The 22,436-nt window shown below is 35.2% G+C and carries 18 protein-coding genes and 1 tRNA gene; 5 read left to right on the forward strand and 14 right to left on the reverse strand.

Annotated features, from left to right (window positions below; translation table 11 throughout):
- Position 1: 1 nt before the first annotated feature.
- Positions 2-1,150 carry a DNA polymerase III subunit delta' gene (locus DNG35_RS03710; protein WP_111126409.1) on the forward strand — a complete coding sequence of 383 codons (1,149 nt, stop codon included), beginning with the start codon at positions 2-4 and terminating at the stop codon, positions 1,148-1,150.
- On the opposite strand, the gene DNG35_RS03715 is transcribed toward DNG35_RS03710, so the two are convergent.
- From DNG35_RS03715 to DNG35_RS03745, 7 genes are all read right to left on the reverse strand, one after another.
- Positions 1,151-1,996 carry a DUF4249 domain-containing protein gene (locus DNG35_RS03715; RefSeq protein ID WP_111126410.1) on the reverse strand — a complete coding sequence of 282 codons (846 nt, stop codon included), beginning with the start codon at positions 1,994-1,996 and terminating at the stop codon, positions 1,151-1,153.
- Positions 1,997-2,000: 4 nt separating this feature from the next.
- Positions 2,001-4,364 carry a TonB-dependent receptor gene (locus tag DNG35_RS03720; protein WP_111126411.1) on the reverse strand — a complete coding sequence of 788 codons (2,364 nt, stop codon included), beginning with the start codon at positions 4,362-4,364 and terminating at the stop codon, positions 2,001-2,003.
- Positions 4,365-4,432: 68 nt separating this feature from the next.
- Positions 4,433-4,942, reverse strand: a complete 510-nt coding sequence (locus DNG35_RS03725) for an OmpH family outer membrane protein (RefSeq protein ID WP_111126412.1) — start codon at positions 4,940-4,942, stop codon at positions 4,433-4,435.
- 209 nt (positions 4,943-5,151) lie between these two features.
- The gene (locus DNG35_RS03730) at positions 5,152-6,003 is read right to left on the reverse strand and encodes a class I SAM-dependent methyltransferase (RefSeq protein WP_369908031.1); all 852 of its coding nucleotides are present in this window, start codon (positions 6,001-6,003) and stop codon (positions 5,152-5,154) included.
- A gap of 51 nt (positions 6,004-6,054) precedes the next feature.
- Positions 6,055-7,926 carry a tRNA uridine-5-carboxymethylaminomethyl(34) synthesis enzyme MnmG gene (gene mnmG / locus DNG35_RS03735; RefSeq protein ID WP_111126414.1) on the reverse strand — a complete coding sequence of 624 codons (1,872 nt, stop codon included), beginning with the start codon at positions 7,924-7,926 and terminating at the stop codon, positions 6,055-6,057.
- Positions 7,927-7,934: 8 nt separating this feature from the next.
- A complete protein-coding gene (gene ybeY, locus DNG35_RS03740; protein WP_111126415.1) occupies positions 7,935-8,354 on the reverse strand; it encodes an rRNA maturation RNase YbeY in 420 nt (139 codons plus the stop codon).
- A 1-nt stretch (position 8,355) separates the two neighbouring features.
- Positions 8,356-11,778: a hypothetical protein gene (locus DNG35_RS03745; protein ID WP_111126416.1), complete on the reverse strand. Its 3,423-nt coding sequence runs from the start codon at positions 11,776-11,778 to the stop codon at positions 8,356-8,358.
- Positions 11,779-11,875: 97 nt separating this feature from the next.
- Here DNG35_RS03745 and gltX point away from each other — a divergent pair, with 97 nt between their 5' ends.
- Positions 11,876-13,402, forward strand: coding sequence for a glutamate--tRNA ligase (gltX, locus tag DNG35_RS03750; protein ID WP_111126417.1), 1,527 nt, complete (start codon positions 11,876-11,878; stop codon positions 13,400-13,402).
- Positions 13,403-13,432: 30 nt separating this feature from the next.
- Positions 13,433-14,431, forward strand: a complete 999-nt coding sequence (locus DNG35_RS03755; protein ID WP_111126418.1) for an SPFH domain-containing protein — start codon at positions 13,433-13,435, stop codon at positions 14,429-14,431.
- Between the two features lie 29 nt (positions 14,432-14,460).
- On the opposite strand, the gene DNG35_RS03760 is transcribed toward DNG35_RS03755, so the two are convergent.
- The 4 genes from DNG35_RS03760 to DNG35_RS03775 all read right to left on the reverse strand — a co-directional run bounded on the left by DNG35_RS03760 (position 14,461) and on the right by DNG35_RS03775 (position 17,344).
- The gene (locus DNG35_RS03760; protein ID WP_111126419.1) at positions 14,461-14,757 is read right to left on the reverse strand and encodes a DUF6327 family protein; all 297 of its coding nucleotides are present in this window, start codon (positions 14,755-14,757) and stop codon (positions 14,461-14,463) included.
- Positions 14,754-15,170, reverse strand: coding sequence for a hypothetical protein (locus tag DNG35_RS03765; RefSeq protein ID WP_111126420.1), 417 nt, complete (start codon positions 15,168-15,170; stop codon positions 14,754-14,756). The genes DNG35_RS03760 and DNG35_RS03765 overlap by 4 nt, the downstream gene beginning before the upstream one ends.
- A gap of 8 nt (positions 15,171-15,178) precedes the next feature.
- Positions 15,179-15,553, reverse strand: a complete 375-nt coding sequence (locus DNG35_RS03770) for a YtxH domain-containing protein (protein WP_111126421.1) — start codon at positions 15,551-15,553, stop codon at positions 15,179-15,181.
- A 111-nt stretch (positions 15,554-15,664) separates the two neighbouring features.
- Positions 15,665-17,344, reverse strand: a complete 1,680-nt coding sequence (locus DNG35_RS03775; RefSeq protein ID WP_111126422.1) for a glutamine--tRNA ligase/YqeY domain fusion protein — start codon at positions 17,342-17,344, stop codon at positions 15,665-15,667.
- 122 nt (positions 17,345-17,466) lie between these two features.
- Here DNG35_RS03775 and folB point away from each other — a divergent pair, with 122 nt between their 5' ends.
- Together folB and DNG35_RS03785 are read left to right on the forward strand one after the other, a co-directional pair.
- Positions 17,467-17,823, forward strand: a complete 357-nt coding sequence (gene folB, locus DNG35_RS03780; RefSeq protein WP_111126423.1) for a dihydroneopterin aldolase — start codon at positions 17,467-17,469, stop codon at positions 17,821-17,823.
- A gap of 283 nt (positions 17,824-18,106) precedes the next feature.
- Positions 18,107-18,177 (forward strand) — tRNA-Cys (locus tag DNG35_RS03785).
- Here the strand turns inward: DNG35_RS03785 and DNG35_RS03790 are convergent.
- From DNG35_RS03790 to rnr, 3 genes are read right to left on the reverse strand one after another with little or no spacing between them, the layout of a single operon-like run.
- Positions 18,149-18,886 (reverse strand): LysE family translocator, encoded by a 738-nt coding sequence (locus DNG35_RS03790; RefSeq protein ID WP_111126424.1) that lies wholly within the window; start codon positions 18,884-18,886, stop codon positions 18,149-18,151. The genes DNG35_RS03785 and DNG35_RS03790 overlap by 29 nt on opposite strands.
- A gap of 39 nt (positions 18,887-18,925) precedes the next feature.
- Positions 18,926-19,594: a head GIN domain-containing protein gene (locus tag DNG35_RS03795; RefSeq protein WP_111126425.1), complete on the reverse strand. Its 669-nt coding sequence runs from the start codon at positions 19,592-19,594 to the stop codon at positions 18,926-18,928.
- A gap of 6 nt (positions 19,595-19,600) precedes the next feature.
- Positions 19,601-21,802 (reverse strand): ribonuclease R, encoded by a 2,202-nt coding sequence (gene rnr, locus DNG35_RS03800; protein WP_111126426.1) that lies wholly within the window; start codon positions 21,800-21,802, stop codon positions 19,601-19,603.
- Positions 21,803-22,436: the final 634 nt, after the last annotated feature.

The following is a 22,436-nucleotide window of genomic DNA, read 5'->3' on the forward strand; positions in this document are numbered from 1 at the left end:
TATGTTATTTTCGAGTATTTTAGGTTTACCGCACATCAAAAACCACCTCACCACAAGTGCTGATAACGGTCGTGTGCCACACGCACAGTTGTTTGTGGGCAAGGACGGTAGCGGAACTTTGGCTACGGCAATTGCTTATGCACAATATTTGTTATGTAAGAACACTCAAGGTGAAAACACGACCGGAAATGAAGCTTGTAACTTAAAAGTAAACAAATTTGCACATCCCGATTTACATTTTGTTTACCCTACAGCCAACAACAAAAAAATCACTAAAAATAATTGTGCCGAAGACTTTACGGAAGAATGGCGAAATTTTCTCGCTTCTAATATTTACCCCACACTTTATGATTGGTATAACTTTTTGGGCATCGAAAACAAACAAGGTGTCATTAACGTGCGCGATGCACAAAACATCTCGAAAACACTTAGCCTAAAATCATACGAAGGTGGTTACAAAATCATGGTTATTTGGCACGCAGATAAATTGAACAACCAGGCTGCCAATAAGATTTTAAAACTCATCGAAGAACCGCCCAACCAAACTGTATTTTTATTGGTCACCGAAAGTGAAGATCAGATTTTGGATACGATAAAATCGAGATGTCAAATGATTCATTTTCCGCCATTGAGCACCAAAGATATTTCACAAGAGTTGATGAACAGAGGTGTAGATGAAAGTTCTGCTAAAAAAATTGCTCACAAATCTGATGGCGATTTTTGTAAGGCATACCATTATTTAAGTCAAGACAGTGACGATTCTCAGTTTGAACAATGGTTTGTTTTTTGGGTACGCTCCGCTTTTAAAGCCAAAGGAAATAAAAGCAGTATCAACGATTTGATTGCTTGGAGTGATGAAATCTCTAAAACCGGTCGTGAGACCCAAAAACAGTTTTTGTTGTATTGCCTTCATTTTTTTAGACAATCGATGTTGCTCAACTACGGTGCCAAGGATTTGGTTTTTATGGAACCCGAAACCGAAGGTTTTAGGTTAGAAAACTTTGCTCCTTTTGTACATCAGAATAACATTATGGAAATCACTGAAGAGCTCGAAAAAAGTATATACCACATCGTGCGCAACGGAAATTCTAAAATTATCTTGACCGATTTATCGATTAAACTTACACGCTTATTGCATCGTAAAGTTTAATTATTGAATAGTAAAAGTTGTTTTATCTACTTGGGTTAACCTAAAGTACCCAAATGCAGGCTCGGCTGCTGGATTTTCATTGACAATATTACCTTTGAGTTCTGCGGGTATCGCTGCAAAAGGATTTCCTGAAGCTTCAGATTGGTTAATCAACAAGGTCAGATAGTCATAATATGCCTTTGAGATTCCATAAAGTTCTACCTCTGCCACATCTCCAGCTTCAAAAGGTTCTACGCCAGTATCTTGATCTTCCAAAAGTTCATAAAAAACACTTATGGTATTTCCATCAAAATACTCATCGCTTATTGTTATGAAGTTATAAAAGCCCATTTCTTGATTTTTACATTTGAGCAAATAATAATTTTCAACATTTTCTTTGTCATCAAAAACGATATTGATCTCAATGATTTCGTCATCAAAACCTTCTTCTTTCGATTGTGTAATCTCTATAATCTTTGTTCCTTCCACTAGAGTTTCTGTAGAACGATAGCTGTGTTCTTCGTTGTTTACTTCTAATCGGTAGCTGTTGTCTATTATCGGGTTAAACGTATCGTTAAAGTAATAGCCATTATCTGCGTGTGTAAAAACAAATTCTTCTTGGGTTTCTTCGTTAATTACTTTTACCTGAGCAGTAGTGACGGGCTCGTATAAATTCTCAGTAAAGTAAGGTGTCGATTGGCTTACGCGAATTGTTTGGTTGTTTCCGTTGGTTTCAAATTCCCAATCCAGTGAGGCCTCAACGACCAATCTTGATGCTGCTTCTGGTACATCAACCGTTACCACATCGGTACAAGAAATGCTTATTCCAGCTATGAAAAACAAAAATACAAGACTAGTTTTTTTCATTTGTCTAAAATTTAAAATTGTAGGTTACTGAAGGAACAATACCAAAAATAGCTGTTCTGGTCGCTTCGTTATTCCCGGTTTCCCTGTTTTGACCAAACGTAATCGAAGCGGCATTTTTTCGGTTATAAACATTGTAAATGCTAAAAACCCATTCGCCTTTCCATTTTTTAGCTTTTTGAGGTTTTAAGGTAGCCGAAACATCAACTCTGTGGTATGCTGGTAATCTATTTTCGTTTCGTGAAGCAAAGTTAGCAACCGAAAACCCCTCATATAAATATTGGCTGTTGGGATAAGTGACAGGTCTTCCGGTCTGAAAAATACCATTAGCGCTAAAACTCCATTTCTCATTCAGTTGGTAGCTGGTTGTAAGTGAAATATCGTGTGTTCTATCATACGGAGTCAAGTACCAATTGCCTTCGTTAATCCCTAGTCCGCCAGCATTTCCGCCAAAAGCTCGTTGTTCTGATTTTGATAAGGTATATGCCAACCAACCGGTAAGTTTCCCTTTATTTTTTCGAAATAAAACTTCTAAGCCATAGGCTTTTGCCTCTCCGCTTAAAATTTCAGTTTCGATATTTTCGTTAGCGATGAGCTCTGCTCCATCTACATAATCTAAACGATTGTCTACCGTTTTATAATAGGCTTCTGTTTCTAAACTATACTTACCCTCTTCCAGTTCCCTAAAATAGCCTATGGCATATTGATGGGCTAACTGTGGTTTTATATATTTTCCGCTGGGAGCCCAAATGTCTAATGGCGTTGCTGTAATCGTGTTGGATATTAAATGAATATATTGCGCTGTTCTGGCATAACTCGCCTTTACGGATGCCTTTTCGGAATATTGATAAGCCAATGATAAACGGGGTTCGAATTTAGTAAAATCTGCTATGCTTTCTCCGTTATCGTAAACCTCTTCACCTGTAATTGTACCTTCTTCATAAATACCAAGTGTGGGATTGTAAACCACTGGTTGATCATTGGTATAAATATTTATTTTTTCTTCTCCAAAACGGTCAAACCTGCTGAGGCGAAAACCGTATTGTGCGGTGAATTTTGAAGTGATTTTGTGCTCTGAATTCATATAGAATGCCGATTCTAAAGCTTGTTTTTCTTGTAATTGGCGGTAATTGATTGGCGAGGTTGTTGTGGAAGGTTTTACTTCGCCTGGATTAAAATCATAACGTATAGCTTCTAAGCCAAAGTCCAGATTAATTTTATTGTTGAGAAAATAAGAAAAGTCGTACTTCAAATGGTAATTTTCGATATCAGATTTCCAATCGAGTTCGATAAAATCTAAATTCAACTGATAATCATACTTGCTATAAATAAGCGATAAGTTGGAGAACAATTTATCGTTAAAAATATGATTCCAACGTAAGTTGCCTGTCGCATTGCCATAACTGGTGTTTACAATTCCGTTAAGATCGAATACATCACGTCCGAAATAACCTGAAAGGTAAACTCTATTATTATCGTTAAACTGATAATTGGTCTTTAGATTGGCATCATAAAAATAAGCACTGTTTTCGTTATCGGTAATTTTTAAAAATAGATGGGCATACGAACCTCTACCCGCTAAAATAAAAGAACCTTTTTCTCCAAAAATTGGTCCTTCTGCTGCTAATCGGCTAGAAACGGCTCCTATTCCGCCTGTAAATTCATAGTCTTTACTGTTGCCGTCTTTTTGTCTAATATCTAAAACCGAAGAAACCCGACCTCCAAAATTCGGAGGAATTGAACCTTTATAAAGTTTGATATCTTTGACCACATCGGCATTAAAAACAGAGAAAAAACCAAACAAATGCGAAGCGTTATAAATTACGGCTTCATCCAATAAAATCAGGTTTTGATCTGCAGCTCCACCTCGAACGTTAAATCCGCTTGAACCTTCACCGTTGTTAGTCACGCCAGGAAGTAACTGCAGCGATTTCACCACATCTACTTCACCTAAAACCACGGGGATTTGTTTAATCGTTTCCGCTTTAAGTTTATTTACCCCCATTTGTGGACTTTTTAAACTGGCTTTTTCGGTTTCTTCAGCGACTATAACTACCTCATTGAGTTCTGCGGTGTCTACTTCGAGTTCGATATCAAATTTTTGACTTTCGTCAAGAGTTACTTCTTGTTCATACCTTTTATAGCCTATAAACGAAATGACCAAAGTGTATTTACCTTCTGGTGCAGAAAGCGAGAAAAAGCCATATTCATTTGTTAAAGTTCCTATGCTTGTATTTTTTAAGAATACTGAACCTCCAAAAATACTTTCACCATTAGTAGCGTCTTTTATGGTTCCGCTTAAAGTGAAATTATCCTGCGAATAGAAAATCGTTGTTGTAAATAAGAAAAGTAAAAGTAAGGTTTGTTTCATGGTTTTGCTCAAAAAAAAAGCCAGACAAATGTCTGACTTTTATATATTCTCTTTGTTACACAATTGTTTTATTTTTTATACTTCTCATTAAGTTTCTTTAAAACTTCTTGTGTAATATCTTTACCTTCTTTGGCATACATAATATTTGCAGTATCGTTAGATCCAAAAATAAACGTATAACCGTTTTCTTTTCCGTAATCAGCCACAAAATCTTTTACTTTGGTAATTAAAGAATCTATTACTTGATCACTTTCTTCTCTCAACAAGTTAGACTGTGTTTGTTGCTGACGTTGTAACGTTTGTTGCTTTTGCATCAATTCTGCTTCTCTTTCTTGTCGCGCAGCAGTAGACATCGAAGCCATTTTAGCTTGGTATTCCTGGATTTCGGTTTGTAAAGCTAAGGCAATAGAATCTAACTCTTTTCTAATTTTTTCTGACTTTTTTGTAAATCTCGCTTCGGTGTCTTTCATTTCTTGAAATTCACTCGCCAAGACATTATTGTCTACATAAGCTGTTTTTTCTTGATTACAACTCATTAATCCGATGGAGGCAATAAGAACAAAAACAATTTTTTTCATTTCTCTTATCTGTTTTAAAATTTAGGTAAAAGTACTATTATAATTTGAATCTTATAAAAATTAATTTGTCATCAAAAATATTTATATATAAACATTTATCAATAAGCGTTTCTTATTAAGAATAGCGCAAAATAAAACGATTTAGGAGCTTATTTCTTTTTGGTTAGGCAAAACCCTGTTCTGTCAGATAAACGCTCGAGAATTCTTTTTTAAATGTCTTTTTTTAAGAAATAAATCAAAGACGAATACTCTTTTGAAGAAATAGCTTTCAGATTGCTCATTAAACCCACAAAAAGAGGTTTTATAAAATTGCTGGAGTTCGATTTGTATTTTTCGGAAAGCAGACTCACATAAAAAGCATCGAACCAAAGTGGTTTACTTTTTTGAATTGAAAATTGATGCGCTGCAAAAAGTCTTTTTATTCCCTTTTGGGAAAAATGCCACAAATGTCTTGGCACATCATAAGCCGCCCAAAAGTTTTGGTAATATCGCGCATCATAACTTTTAAAATTCGGAACGGCAATAATTAAAACTCCGTTTTCTGTGAGACGGCTTTTTAATTGTAAAATAAAATTTTCTAAATCTGGAATATGCTCTAACACGTGCCAAAGGGTAATTACCTCAAATTTATCATCAGTAGGTAATTCTGAAATATCTTGGTGTAAAGTTATTCCTTTTTGTTCTGCTAGATTTCTTGCAGACGGATTTGGTTCAACTCCCTTAACTTGCCAATCCTTCTTTTTTAAGTATGCTAAAAAGTCCCCTGTTCCTGCTCCGATATCCAAAATGGTTTTATTTACAGGCTGACAATTTTCTATCAGTTTTAATTTATGTTGAAGCATAAAACTTTTTACTGCTTGGTAAGCTCTTTCAAAAAGATTTCTTTTTCCATCGGTATGCGAAATATAATTTTCGCTTTTATAATATTTCGGTAATTTCGAAATATCTGGAATGGGAGACGTGATTAAAATATCTTTTTCTTCATTCCAAAACAAATCAAAGCGCTCTTGACTTACACTAAAATCTTTACAAGAAAGGTATATTTGATTTGATTTTTTCAATAGAATAATTTAGATTTTTACATCAATGTTCCACGTGGAACATTGTGAAAGTTACCTTCCCATATAAACCAACAAAACAGAAATATCTGCCGGGCTAACACCACTAACTCGAGAAGCTTGTGAAACTGTTTTGGGTTGAATCTTATTTAGTTTTTCTCTCGCTTCCATCGACATCGATTGTAAATGAGAATAATCGAAGTTCTCTGGGATTTTTATATTTTCAAGGCGATGCAGTTTATCAGCATTGTTTTTTTCCTTCTCAATATATCCCGAATATTTTATCTGAATTTCTGTCTGTTCCAAAGCTTCTTGTCCGATATTATTCTCTTGAATATAATCTTCAACAGCAGAAAAATTTCGCATGTCTTGCATGGTAATGTTAGGACGAGCAAAAATCTTAAACATCTTTCCGCTTTGAGAAACTGCGGCAGAATTTTTAGCTTCTAAAACTGGGTTTGCTTCTTCAGGAGTAACGCTAGTTTCCTTAAAAAAGGAAACAAAATCTTCCGATTGCTGCTTCTTTTCTTCCATTTTTTGCAATCTATCTTTGCCTGCCAAACCTAAACGATAAGATTTTTCCGTTAAACGGAAATCTGCATTATCCTGACGCAACAGCGTTCTATACTCGGCACGAGAAGTAAACATACGGTAAGGTTCTTCTGTTCCTTTGGTAATTAAATCGTCAATTAGAACGCCTATGTAAGCTTCATCACGGTTCAGAATAAATTCTTCTCTTTCTTGCACTTTTAAGCTCGCATTTATTCCTGCCATCAAGCCTTGTGAAGCTGCTTCTTCATAACCCGTTGTTCCGTTAATCTGTCCTGCAAAGTATAAACCGTCAACCAACTTGGTTTCTAACGTATGCTTTAATTGTGTTGGAGGAAAATAATCGTATTCTATTGCATATCCAGGTCTAAAAAACTTTACGTTTTCAAAACCTTTTACTGCTTTTAGTGCTTTGTACTGTACTTCTTCTGGCAACGAAGTAGAAAAACCATTAATATAATACTCTATGGTATTCCAACCTTCTGGCTCTACAAACAATTGGTGTCTGTCTTTGTCGGCAAAACGATTTATTTTATCTTCTATACTAGGACAATAACGCGGACCGATACTTTCTATAGCGCCGTTAAACATAGGCGATCTATCAAAACCTTCTCGCAGTAAATCATGAACTTCTTCTGAAGTATACGACATATGACAAGAACGTTGCTCTTTGAGAGGCTGTGTGATGTCTAAATAAGAAAACTTGGCAGGGTCGTCATCGCCTGGCTGCTCAATCATTTTAGAGAAGTCTAAAGAACGCCCGTCAACTCGGGGTGGAGTTCCTGTTTTCATTCTACCTGCTTCAAATCCTATATTTACTAAATCCTCAGTGATTCCTGTTGCCGCTCTTTCTCCTGAGCGTCCTCCTCCAAAATTCTTCTCACCTATATGTATCAATCCGTTAAGAAAAGTACCGTTGGTTAAAATCACCGATTTTGCATAGACTTCTATACCAAGTGACGTTTTTACTCCAACAACTTTATTTTTTTCTATTAATAATCCGGCAACCATTTCTTGATAAAAATCAAGATTTGGTGTTTGCTCTAACATCAAACGCCATTCTTCTGCAAAACGCATGCGATCGCTTTGCACTCGAGGACTCCACATAGCTGGTCCTTTGCTTTTATTCAGCATTTTAAATTGTATAGCGCTTTTGTCACTCACAATTCCACTGTAACCTCCTAAAGCATCGATTTCTCTTACAATCTGTCCTTTGGCGATTCCTCCCATTGCAGGATTACAAGACATTTGAGCAATGTTTTGTAAATTCATCGTAATCAGCAAGGTTTTACTACCCATATTTGCGGCCGCTGCTGCCGCTTCACTTCCGGCGTGACCGCCGCCAACAACAACTACATCATATCTACTTTCAAACATAAAATTGGCTATTGTTCCACGTGGAACATTTTTATTTTTTCATTTTCTTTCTGACGCATCAACTCTTTTTGTTTGTCTGATTTGTCTTTAAAGTCCATTAAGTGGAGGACTCCATGAATCATTACTCGTCGCAATTCTTCTTCAAAACTTACATTGAAGTCCTTTGCATTGTCTTCTACCCTTTCCGTAGAAATAAAAATTTCTGCACTCAAGATCTTGTTGATGGTGTAATCAAACGTAATGATGTCGGTAAGGGTATCGTGATTGAGGTATTCCTTATTCAGATTAAATAAAAAATCATCTTCACAAAAGATATAGCTGATTTCTCCCAATTCGAAGTCTTCACTTTTGATCACATCGATTATCCAGAGCACATACTTTTCTTGGCTTGGTAAAACAAACTTCGCTTTGCTTACAAAATCAATCATCCTAGTCTTTTGTGAAATATTCCTTTACTAACTCTTTGTAATTTTTTTGCAAAGGTAAAGTTTGTCGATTTAAAATCTCATCAGAATTGAAATATTCTTTCGCTTTGATATTTAAAACATTATTCTGATGATTAAACTCTTTGTCGTTGGTTTTGGAAGTGCGCTTACTGTCCTGTTCTTTTTGAAAAGCCGCATTTTCGAGTTGTAACAACCGGTGTTTTACATTCAACATTTGTTTTTCGGTCTCTCTAGTAATCCCTTTGTTTAAAAGATCATCTTCTATCTTTTCAAGCGACTTTAGTAAGTTCCCAGCGTCTTGTTGTAATCCTTTGGCTTTGATAATATCTTCTAGCTGAAACCTTAAAGTTTGTTGTTCTTTAAAGATTTCGTACAACTCTTTGCTCCATTGCTCCCCATCACCATCGCCACCTCGTTGGCCGTTTTGACCTTCTTGTCCGGGTTGCTTTCCTTTTTCTCCTTTACTTTGTTTTTTGCCGTCTTCAGAAGTTTTTTTAGGAGTTCCGTTTTCACCCTCTTTTTCTCCTCCTTCATTTTGAGGTTGACCATTCTTGCCTTGCTGTTTGGCTTTTTCTCCAGCCTTTTTACTTAATTGCTCCTGACTCATGATAATGTCCTGTAACTGAAAACCGCCTTGTCCTTGACCTTGTCCGGGTTTTGGCTGACCCTGACCCTGACCTTGCATCTGCATCATCTGTTGCATGTTGCTTAAGGTTTGATCTAACATGTTGGCTAAATCATTAGCTCCTTTAAAGACGTATTGCTGACTTGCGATACCTTGCCGTTGCATATTTTCTGCAAAGCGTTCTAGTGCCTGATTGATATTGTAATCTACATCTACCAATTTTTCGGTAATCTCCTCTTCCAACATCGGGTTTCTAGAAGCCAGTACAAATAGACTATCATCAATATGCTTAAAGTTTTCTTTTAAACTCTGTTGCCTTCGTAATTGAGACGCATAATTCTGACTATTGGTGGAAGTTTTTTCGAACTTTAGCATCAAATCTTCTTGCTCGAAAGAAAAAACCAATAAGTTCTCTAAAATTTGTTTGAGCATTTCGGCGTCTTCCTGCATTTGGCTTTCCATATTCTGAGCTATCATTTGCTGCATCTGATTGGCCATTTGTTGCATTTTCTTGGCGGCAGATTTTTGATTTTGAGACGCTTTTTGTTTTGAACTCTGCTGTTGAGAACTGCTTTTTTGCTGTTCTGATTGCTCTAAATTTTCTTCGGCTTTTTGCTGTTCTTTAGAAACTTCTTTTTCTCCTTGTTCGTCCCGCGGTAAATCCATCGGCTGTTTTAACCCTTCATTTTCTTTTTGAAGTTCGTCGAGTTCTTTTTTTAGTTCTTCAAATTTTTCAGAGACTTCTTTTTGAGCTTCCGAAGTGTTTTCTTCTTTTTTATCACTTAGTTTTTGTTGTTCTTCAGCCAATTTATCCATTTCTGAGGCAATCTTCTTGGCTTTTTCTTCTACATAAAAACGTTTGGTTAGTTCCACCAATTGTTCTAAAGTTTTTTCCTGAAAAGAGCTGTTTTTTTGTAGCTCTTCGATCTTTTTATGAAGTTGCTCTTTATTGAGTTTATCTTGGTATTTTTCTAACTCCTCTAACAGTTTATTGTCTTGTTCTAACTTCTCTTTACTATTTTCTAACTTTTCTTCCAATTGCTCTTTTAGCTCATTATTTTCTTCTAATTTATCGAGATTTTCTTTTAGCTTTTCAGAGAAATTTTTCATCATTTCGTTCTGTTGCTTTTCTCTTTCCAGAAAATTTTGAAGCTTTTGTCGGTCTTGGTAATTAAGGTTTTCTTTTTCTAGTTGGGTTTTGCTAAACTCTTTTAAATCTTGTGAAGAACTCTTCATCTGTTCAATTGTTTTAGAAATTCCATCGATGGCTTCACTTTGGTTTTCAAGATTTTGTTCTAATTCTTCTTGCTTTGTAAGTAACTGATAATTAAACACTTCACTATTAGTGGATTTGTATTTATGTAAAGCGTCATTATCGCTTACGCGGAAATAAAACGCATAAGGTTGGCCTTTTTCCAACTCTAAATTATTAGGAAATTGATAAAAAAATGCTGCATAATCTTTACCGTCATAATCAATTTTAGCTGTTTTGATGTCGTTTTGATTGTTTGTAGGGTAGTAAACGATTTCAAGACGAGAAATGGCGTAATCATCACTAATAATTCCCTTAAAATAATGAAAACTATTGTTGGTGGTATCCACTCTTTTCTCTACCTCTATTTTCGGATATTGATCTTTGATTACTTTTAAACTATAGTTGAGTGTCTCATGATTTTTTACTGCTTGGTTAGAAGTAATCACCGCATAATCTACCGAACTATAGATGGACTTCTGGATGTCAAAAACTTGGTTTGACTTTTCAAAAATATAGGTAGAATCGGGCATTACTAAATCTACATTTTCCGTAGCAACGGTATTCAAAATCCATTTGATAGTTGTGCCTTCTGGAATCGTAGCATTTCCTGTACCTGAAACAATTTCGGAAGCTTGATTGACGTGCTTAGGATAAAATAACTGCATTTTAAAATCGGTCAGTTCAGGAACATCTACCACTTCTATCGTATATTCTTGTGATTCTACACCATTAGAAATTATTCTAAAGGAAGTGTTTTCTGTAATTTTAGAAAAGGTATAATTAAACTTCCCTATTCCATCGCTTTTTAAAATAGACGCTTGTCCATCAATAATTATGTTTGCGTTCTCAGGCGCTATATCGCCATAAGTCTCGATACTTACGTTTAAGTCTTGGTTTTTGTAGACTTGCAATTTGTTGGGTAAAACTCGAAACTGAAATGGCGCTGGTGGTACAAATTGCTTTTTGTAGTTCACTACTCGATGGTAACTTTCTGAAAACAATTTCTCATGACCCGAAATATAAATTGCTAAGATGATTCCCAGCGGAATAACCGCATATTTAGCATAGCCTAAACTTTTTTTATAGTTGATTGCTGAAGTAAACGGCACGGGTTGCAATTCTTGCGATTTTTGCTCGATACTTGCCAACAACAAATCGGTTTGATGCGCGTTGGGTTGTTGCTGCAACTGTAAAATATTGAGCAATTTATCATCTACCTCAGGAAAGTGATTGCCTATCATTTTGGAGGCTTCTTCGTGAGAAATTCCGCCGGCGAGCTTTAATAATTTTGAAAGCGGAATCGCAATAAATCGTAAAAACAAAAAAATTTCAACTCCAATAAATAACCAAAATAAAATGGTTCGCCCCATTGGGCTTAACCAAAAGACTTGTTCAAAAAAAACCGTAAACAAAAAATACAACAAGCCTATCGCCAAAAATAAAATACCTCCTTTGATGAGCTTATTGGTATAATACTTTTTAATAAACTGCTCGAGTTTGTCTTGTATGGCTTGGTAATTACTCATAGGCAGCGATAAATGTACAAATTATAGACCATTTTCTATTCAATTTCAAATTTAAAAAGTTGAAGAAGATTGTATCTTTGTGTTCAAAAATTAGTCCATGTCACAAAAAGTAAGAGTTCGATTTGCTCCCAGTCCCACAGGGCCTTTACATATTGGTGGTGTAAGAACTGCCCTTTTCAATTATTTATTTGCCAAAAAACACGGCGGCGATTTTATTCTGCGTATCGAAGATACCGATCAAACCCGCTATGTAGAAGGTGCCGAAGATTATATTGTCGAAGCTTTGGCTTGGCTCCATATGTCTTTCGACGAAAGTGTCAACAAACCCGGAAATGTTGGCCCTTACAGACAAAGCGAACGAAAAGATATTTACCAAGCAAATATTCAGAAATTAATAGATAACGGGAGTGCTTACTACGCCTTTGACACCGCAGAAGAATTAGATGCACATCGTAAAGATCATGAAGCCAAGGGTAAAACTTTTATCTACAATTGGCACAACCGTTTAAAGCTAAAAAATTCGCTTTCGCTGGAACAAAACGAAGTAGAAGAAAAACTGGCTAACGAAGAACCTTATGTCATTCGCTTTAAGTCGCCACAAGACGAAATTTTAAAAATGTATGATGAAATTCGAGGTGAAATTACAATAGACACCAATATTCTCGACGATAAAGTTTTGTTTAAAAGCGACGGAATGCCAACCTATCATTTAGCCAATATTGTTGATGACCATCTCATGGGCATTTCGCATGTCATTCGTGGCGAAGAATGGTTGCCATCGATGCCTTTACATATTTTACTGTATCGCGCTTTTGGTTGGGAAGCTCCAAAATTTGCTCATCTACCGCTTATTCTAAAACCTACTGGAAAAGGAAAACTCAGCAAACGCGATGGCGACAAAATGGGCTTTCCAGTGTTTCCTCTACAGTGGAAAGATCCAAAATCTGGAGAAATCTCTAGCGGTTACCGTGAAGATGGTTATTTACCTGAAGCGGTAATAAATATGCTAGCCTTATTAGGTTGGAACGAAGGTAAGGGTTCCGAAAAGGAGATTTACGCGATGGAAGAGTTAATCAATGCTTTTTCGTTAGGACACGTATCGAAATCTGGTGCCAAATTTGACCCAGAAAAAACCAAGTGGTTTCAACATCATTATTTACAACAAGAAAGTAACGAGCAATTAGCAACTGCATTTCAATCGATCTTGATGGACAAGAACATTTCTGCCGAGAAAGATTATATCGAAAAAGTGATAGCAGAAATAAAAGAGCGCGCCACTTTCGTGGATGATTTTTGGGAATTGAGCAATTTCTATTTCGTGGCTCCTACTTCATTAGATGAAAAAAGCTACCAAAAAGCTTGGAAAGAAGATACTTCGGAAATTTTAACCGAACTCAAGCAAGTCATCGATTCCGCTTTAAGTTTTGAGCAAGAAGCCTTACAGGCTCATGTAAAAGCTTGGATTTCTGCTAAAGCTATTGGCTTTGGTAAAGTGATGCAACCGCTTCGTCTTTCGCTGGTAGGCGAAATGAAAGGTCCGGATTTGTTTCATATCATGAGCTTGATTGGCAAAACAGAAACGCTAAAAAGAATAGATTTTGCCCTCAACTATTCGAAAAATTAATATCTTTAAAATCAACTAAAAACAATTGTTATGGGACAAATCTTGTTGTACTTCGCCATCTTTTTATTTATCGTCATTCTTTTCAGCGGAATCTTTGTGGTAAAACAACAAACTTCTGCAGTTATCGAGCGTTTTGGGCGCTTTCTAGGTGTCAGAAATTCGGGTTTACAGTTTAAAATTCCTGTATTTGATAAGATTGCTGGAAGAATTAATTTAAAAATCCAGCAGTTGGATGTTAACGTAGAAACCAAAACCAAAGATGATGTTTTTGTACACTTAAAAATATCGGTACAGTTTCAGGTGATTAAAGATAAAGTTTACGAAGCCTTCTACAAGCTCGAAAATCCGCAAAACCAGATTACATCTTATGTTTTTGATGTGGTTCGTGCCGAAGTTCCTAAAATGAAATTAGACGACGTTTTTGAACGTAAAGACGATATTGCCATTGCCGTAAAAACAGAACTCAACGAAGCGATGGAAGAATACGGTTACGACATCATCAAAACTTTGGTTACCGATATCGATCCTGACGCAAAGGTAAAACAAGCGATGAACCGCATTAACGCTTCAGAAAGAGAGAAAGTAGCTGCCGAATACGAAGCAGAAGCAGAACGTATAAAAATCGTAGCCAAAGCCCGTGCAGAAGCCGAAAGTAAGCGTTTACAGGGTCAAGGTATTGCCGACCAACGCCGTGAGATTGCCCGTGGTTTAGAAGAATCTGTAGAGGTTTTAAACAATGTAGGGATCAACTCGCAAGAAGCTTCGGCGCTAATTGTAGTCACGCAACATTACGACACCCTACAATCTATTGGTGAAGAGACCAACACCAATTTGATTTTACTGCCTAATTCGCCGCAAGCGGGAAGCGATATGCTCAACAATATGATTGCTTCTTTTGTGGCTTCCAACCAAATTGGTGAGCAGATGAAAAAAGAAAATGAAAAGAAAAAAATTACTCCGCCAAAGCGAAACAAAAATAAACCACAAGCCAACGACGACGAAAACGAAGATTTCTTTCCGGAGGTATAAAATTTAAGTTTATTCAAATAAAAAAGACGCTAAAACCAGCGTCTTTTTCTTTTTTTCTTTTTCTCTTCTTCCTTTTCTTTTTTCCCGAGTATTGCTGCAATGGGCAGCATCGCAAATAATCGGGTAGCAATCTTTAGATAAATCGCGTTCTTTGCAAAAGAACTTGCTACATCAGAAGCTATCGACAATGGATTAAGGTCTTCTTTTACACTTTGCACATTGAGCTTGATACGTTCTTCATCGATTTCGTTTTGCAACTTTAAAATACGTATTTCCTTTTCTAGCTCTTCATAGGTATCGTAAAAGCGAAAGTCATTCTTGATCATAGCTCTTCTCTTTTGTTTTCGATTTTTGGGTTTTCGTTGTTACCCTCTTCTTCTGATTCTTCGTCTTCTTTAAACACAATTTTAGAGGCTTCTCTCAATATAATTTTATCAAAAAGTGTTTTACTAAATGTCAATAAAATGATAAAGACCACAAAGTAAACTCCTGCTATAATAAAAAAACCATAACTTAAATTACCAAGTGCAACACCTATTAAATAGGCGAAAGCAAACGATAAAAAGAATAGAAAAAACAAAAAGAAACTACCAAAAACCATAAGTTTAACAAAAATAGCAGCACTTTTTGTCGCATTTTTAAAAGCAAGTAACTTATAATAATCAAGCGTACTTTTTACATACGCTTGGACATTATTTTGAAGTTCACTTATATGTTCTAGAAGATGTTGTATCGCCATACTTTAAATTAGGCTGTTGTTTTTTTTACTTTGCTTTTTACTTCTTCTGTAGCTGCTTTGGTGTGAAATTTAGCATTCTTTTGTCTTAGTTCTTCTAGCTTTTGTTCCATCGCTAATAAGACATCGTCTGCTTTATGACTTGCTGAAGAAAGCGTGTCATTCAGTTTTGCTTCGAAATTATACTTTGCTTTTTGAGCAGAATCTGTCAAGTTTTTTGAGGTTTGTTTCCACTGTTTGTCTAACTTCCCTTTAGCTTTATCTGCTTCGTCTCTTAATTTTTTTCTGGTTTTAGAACCTTTGTCTGGGGCGTATAGTAACCCAACTCCTGCTCCTATTGCTGCTCCGGTCAATAAGGCTAATAATGTGTTTGCTGATTTTGACATTTTCGTGTTTTTTAATTGATTCTTAATTTGTATTTCTCAAATTTAATATAGAATCAACAAAACACTTGTTAATAAGCGGTTAATAAAAGACTTATCTTTCCTAAATTATTCTTAATTTGATTTTTTAGCCCAACTGTCGCGCAAAGTGACTGTTCGGTTAAAAACAAGGTTTTTCTCCATAGAATTTTTATCAACACAAAAATAGCCCAATCTTTGAAACTGGAAATGCTGTAAAGCTTCCGCGGAAGCTAAACTAGGTTCTAAATAACCTGTAACAATTGCTAACGAGTTAGGATTGATAAATTCTAAGAAATCTTTTTCTTTATCGGCGTCTGGAGACTCTACTGTAAACAAACGATCATATAAATTTACTTGTGCTTTGATGGCATGTTTAGCCGAAACCCAGTGCAGAGTTCCCTTTACTTTACGCATCGATTCTTCAGTTCCGCTACCACTTTTACTTTTAGGGTCATAAGTACAATGCACTTCGATGATATTTCCGTTATCGTCTTTTACCACTTCTTCAGCTTTGATGATATAGGCATTTTTCAAACGCACTTCACCTCCTAATTTCAATCTAAAAAACTTACGGTTGGCTTCTTCTCTAAAGTCATCTTGTTCGATATAAATTTCTCTTGAAAAAGGTACTTCTCTATTCCCGGCAGTTTCGTCTTCGGGATTATTTTCGGCTTCCAACCATTCTTCTTTTTCTTCTTCGTAATTCGTAATGACAACCTTTAACGGATCTAGAACTGCCATCACACGCGGAGCGGTTTTATTTAAATCTTCACGAACAAAATGTTCTAAATGGGATAAATCGATGACATTTTCCCTTTTTCCTACTCCAATAGAAGTGGCAAAATTTCTGATTGCCATTGGGGTATAACCACGACGACGCATACCAGAAATAGTAGACATTCTTGGATCGTCCCAACCTTCTACAATCTTTTTTTCTACTAGTTGTGCAAGCTTACGTTTGCTCACTACGGTATGGCTTAGGTTTCTTCTTGCAAACTCCCTTTGTTTAGGTTGAAAGTCTTGTGGTGTACTTACCTTACTGATAAACCAATTGTACAATTCTCTGTGCGGTAAAAATTCTAGCGTACAGAAAGAGTGTGAAATGCTTTCAATAAAATCGCTTTCTCCATGAGCCCAATCGTACATCGGATAAATTTTCCAATCGTTATTGGTGCGGTGATGTGCTTTGTGTAACGTTCGGTACATAATTGGATCACGCATCAACATATTGGGCGAAGCCATATCTATTTTGGCACGCAAAACATGTTCTCCTTCTGCGGTTTCACCATTTTTCATGGCTTCAAAAAGCTGTAGGTTTTCTTCTACACTTCTGTCTCTATACGGACTTGCAACGCCAGGCTCTGTAGGTGTTCCTTTTTGTTCGGCAATGGCTTCAGAAGTTTGGCTATCTACATAAGCATCGCCATTTTTTATCATTGCTACAGCCCAATCGTACAACTGTTGGAAATAGTCTGAGGCATAGCGTTCTTCAGCCCACTTAAACCCTAGCCATTCGACATCTTTTTTGATAGCATCTACATATTCTTGTTCTTCTTTGGCAGGATTGGTATCATCAAAACGAAGGTTGACTGGTGCGTTGTATTTCAACCCTAAACCAAAATTTAGGTTGATGGAGGAAGCATGACCAATATGTAAATAGCCGTTAGGTTCTGGCGGAAAACGAAATTTTAACTCGTCTTTTTTGTAACCGTTTTTTAAATCTTCTTCTATGATTTGCTCAATAAAGTTTAAGCCTTTTTTTTCTTCTGACATCGTGTTAAAAAATGAAAGCTACAAAGTTACTAAATTTAAAAGCTCTTAAAAATACTTCTGCTTATTAAATGATAGTTATTTAAAATACTTTTCTTTGTATAAGCTATCGTAAAATTTAAATAATGGGAAGTATCAAACTTGAAAATATTAGAGTATTTACCAATCATGGTTGCTTGACAGAAGAAGGTAAAATAGGTAGCGAATATCGGGTAGACTTGACGATAAATGCCAATTTATCTAAATCCGCGTTAAGCGATCAACTAGAAGATACTGTAGATTATGTTTACCTCAACCAAGTGGTGAAAGAAGAAATGGCAGTACGTTCTAAACTTCTAGAGCATGTTGCCAATCGGATTTTGTCGCGAATTTTTGAAGAATCTCCTATGGTTACTTTCGCAGAGGTGGTGGTTTCAAAGATCAATCCGCCATTGGGTGGCGATGTAGAAATGGTAAGTATTCTGTTAAGCAAACAACGCTAATAATTAAAAAACCCTCACTAAAGAGGGTTTTTCGTGTAAATAAAACTCGAACGCATTGAAAACAGATACCAAAGCGTTCTGATAATGTCTATAAATAGACGCTAATAAAACTAATTTTATTATGTTGATAAACTTAGGTAAAATGTAAGCCATCGAGATTATTAAGTTATAAATAAATAATTAAGCAAACGTTAAACATACGGAAGAAAACAGAAAAGTATATTAAGAAGTAATTTGTTTTTATTATTTAAATTTTGCTACATTTGCATTCTTTACAACAAATGGTACCGTGGCCGAGTGGCTAGGCAGTGGTCTGCAAAACCATCTACAGCGGTTCGAATCCGCTCGGTACCTCTTCTTTTTTTACCTCTCTGCTCGTTAGTTCTCCTGGTAAAATTTCTTCTACTTGATGTTCTATTTTTTTTGTAGAATCAGGAAATAGACCTTTAAAAATCAATACAATTCCACAAGCCATAATAATGAGGCTAATCGTTCTTTTAAGTTTAAAAATACGAATAGGTGTAAGCTTGTGATTAAGCTTTTTGGCTAGAAGTATTTTAAAAATATCAATGATAAAATAAGTCAGTAAAACACTTCCGAAAAAGATAGTAAGTCGAGGACCTTCCATATTGAGTTGCGGACCAAAAACAATAATTAAACTCAACCAAAAACCAAGAACGCCAATATTGATAAAATTCAGTAAAAAACCTTTGGTTATCAAGCCCAACAAGTCACTTTTGTTAAGTTTTCTTACTTCTGAACTTTCTGGATGCGGAATTACTTTCTTTTCTTTTATAAACGTAATGATACCATAAGTTACCAAAATCATTCCACCAAAAATAAAAAGCGCAGGATCATCTTTAATGGTATTGAGTAATTTATTGGTACTAAAATAAGCAATCAATAGAAAAATAATATCGGCAACAATTACGCCAACATTAAAAGTTAATGCTGCTCTAAAACCCTTGATTGCAGCAGTTTCCAACAAAACAAAAAAAACTGGTCCGAGCATAAAAGCGAGCAGAAAACCTAATGGTAAAGCCAGTAGAATGTCTTGTAGCATAAACTATATTCGTTGGTTAAAAAGTCAATTTAACCAAATTTATTGCATTATCTTGATATTTCCTCCAAAAGTCTTTTTCTCTTCTACTTCTGTTGGCTTTCCGTAAACTTTGATGTTTCCGCCAGCGGTTACTTTTCCTCTAAATTTCTCTGAAGCATAAATTTTAGCCATTCCGCCAGCTTTCACATCTACATCTGCAGTTTTACCAACTATTTCTTTTCCATTAAACTGACCTCCTGCCCGCACTTCTATTACCTGGTTTGTTGCGGTTCCTTTTACCATAATTTCTGCACCGGTAATGATTCTTGCTTCCAGTTCTTCTACGTTTATTTCGGCGTAAATTCTACTGCCTTCTTGTGCTTTTAAAAGTATTTTGTTCTGTTGCAAACCTCTGAGTTCTACTTGAGCACCTTCGTTGCTATCTATCGTTTCCACGAAAGTAAAATACACTTTTACTTGAGTATCGTCTTCGCTCCAGATATTACTTACAGAAAGTCTTATATGTAGAATTCCTTCATCTACTTCGGTTTCTAATTCGTCTTTGTCAAATCCTGTCACAACCACTTTATTTTCGGTAGATGGGATTAAAACCGCTTCTATTTTATCAAAAATTTTTATTTCGCTAAAAGGCTCTGTGATCACAATCTCTCGTTGAGAAAAAACGGCTGTTGTAAACAATAAAGCTGTGATGATAAATAACTTTTTCATAACTATTTATTTTGAGTTTTTATATTCTGCTTCTGTACCGATAAGCTCAAAGTCGAGTTGTCTTTTTACTAGATCGGTATTTTTTACTTTCACATAAACTTCGTCACCTAATTGATATACTCTTTTGGTTTTTCTACCTACAATCGCATAATTTTCTTGGTCGAATTCGTAATAATCTCCTTGAATATCTCTTGTTCGTACCATTCCTTCACATTTATTGGATTCTATTTCTACATAAATTCCCCATTCGGTCACGCCAGAAATTACCCCTAGAAAAATCTCATCTTTATGATCTTGCATAAATTTGACTTGCATATACTTGATGGAATCCCGTTCTGCATTGGTGGCAAAATTTTCCATATTACTGCAATGGTTACAAGCTTTTTCGTATGCTTCTTGTTCTGGACTTGCTTTTTTATCTATATAATCTTGTAACAATCGGTGTGCCATCACATCAGGATAACGGCGAATGGGCGATGTAAAGTGTGAATAATAATCGAAAGCCAAACCATAATGACCAATATTATTAGTGCTGTAATAGGCTTTACTCATAGTTCGTACGGTAAGCGTATCTACTAAGTTTTGTTCTTTTTTACCTTTTACTTCCTTTAAAAGGAAATTTAAAGACGATGAGACAGACTTTCTGTCTTTTAGGTTAAGCTTATACCCAAATTTATTTACTAAGCTCTCTAAAGAGGCTAATTTATCTTCGTTAGGTTCATCATGACAGCGGTATACAAATGTTTTCTTTGGAGTTTTTTTTCCTATAAACTCTGCTACTTTTTTGTTGGCAAGTAACATAAATTCTTCAATGAGTTTATTGGCATCTTCTGAAGTCTTAAAATAAACCCCTATTGGGTTATTAGCTTCGTCTAAATGAAACTTTACTTCTACTTTATCAAAAGAAATTGCCCCGTTTGCCATTCTCCGTGCCCTCATTTTTTTTGCGAGTTCATCTAAAATGATGATGGCATCTACAATTTCATCGGAAGTTTTGTAAGCTCCTTCTTCTTTTATAGAAATGTCTTTTGGAATATGATTTTGCTTAGTTTCTATTACGTGTTGTGCTTCTTCATAAGCAAATCGAGCATCACTGTAGGTTACCGTTCTTCCAAACCATTGATCTACTACTTCGGCATCTTCATTGATTTGAAAAACAGCCGAAAAAGTATATTTCTCCTCTTGAGGTCTTAGCGAACAAGCAAAATTAGATAAAACTTCAGGAAGCATAGGTACCACACGATCTACCAAATAAATAGAAGTAGCTCTTTCAAAAGCTTCGTCATCAAGAATACTTCCTTTTTGCACATAATGAGATACATCGGCAATGTGAATGCCTATTTCATAATTTCCGCTGTCGAGCTTTTTAAAACTTAGCGCGTCATCAAAATCTTTGGCATCTTTAGGATCTATCGTAAACGTGAGTGTTTGTCGCATATCACGACGCTTTTTTATCTCACTTTCTTTAATGCTTGTATCTATTTTTTTTGCAAAATCTTCTACTACTTTAGGAAAATCTGTGGGTAAACTATTTTCGGCCAAAATGCTTTTCATTTCGGTTTCGTGCTCTCCAGGATTTCCTATAATTTCAACAATTTTACCTTCTGGAGAATCTGCTCTTTCTGGCCAATCTAGCATTTCTGCAATGACCACTTGCCCAGTTTTTGCTCCTTTGGTATTTTCTAATGAAACATAGATGTCGGTATACATTTTTGGATTCTGCATGACCACAAAACCAAACTTATCGTTGAGTTCTAAAATACCAACAAACTTGGTTTTGTTTCTTTTTAAGACTTCGATAATTTCACCTTCGTTCTTCTTACGCTTAAACACATAAACCTTTACATAATCACCATCGAGTGCTTTTTTTAAAAATTTGTGAGGTACAAAAATATCGTGCTCTAATTCTTCTACGACGACATAACCATCACCTTTAGAATTCATATCAAGAGTTCCTTCGTAATAGTAAGAAGTACCAAGTATTTTATATTTTCCTTTACGTACTTCTTGAATGCGTTCTTGTTGAGCTAGGGTAGATAACTCTTTTATAATTCTATTTCTATTATAACTATCGTTTACACCTAACTGTGCAGCAATTTGCTTATAATTAAAAAGTTGATCTTTATTTTTCTGAAGAATATGAAGTATTTTAGAGGATAAATCTGCTATACTTTTTCTTGATTTTTTTTTCTTTTTCTTGTTCGCCATATATTTTTTCGTAGGATAACAAAGCTACTTTTATTCAGCTAATTAAAATGAAATTAGTTTGATTCTTTAACTAATATTAACATATTTAATACATTTTATAGTGTTTTTTAAAACTTTATAATAAAAATGTTAAAGTTATATTAATATTTTATATCTTTGTTATTTATTATCCCTTAATATCCAGCGTCATGATTAGTTCTAAAAAATTACTCTGCGTTTTTATCCTTATATTTCTTCTAGGCTTTCTGATTATTGGTTATCTAGTCTGGCAATCGCTGTGATTTTTTCATTTCAATTATTTCGATAGTCACATTATTATTTTTTCTAAATCAGAAATTACATAAAATTACTATCAACAATTATTAATTACATCATTTCTTTTCTTTTAAAAATTTAAAAAAATATTGTTGTTTATAATAGTCTGTGAATTGCGGTAAATTATCATACTATTAAAATTTGATAAATGACTTATTAAATAAAATTGACAGTTTTAAGTACTAAATGTTAATTTTAAATACCTAATAAATAAATAATTACTAAACTTATAAACATCTAGTTGATATGTGTATTCATAAGAAAAAGTTAATTTATTTTAATAAACAAAGCTGTTTATAAATCTAATTTTAATGCTTAT

This window comes from Mesonia sp. K7 (genome assembly GCF_003233725.1).
GTDB lineage: Bacteria > Bacteroidota > Bacteroidia > Flavobacteriales > Flavobacteriaceae > Mesonia.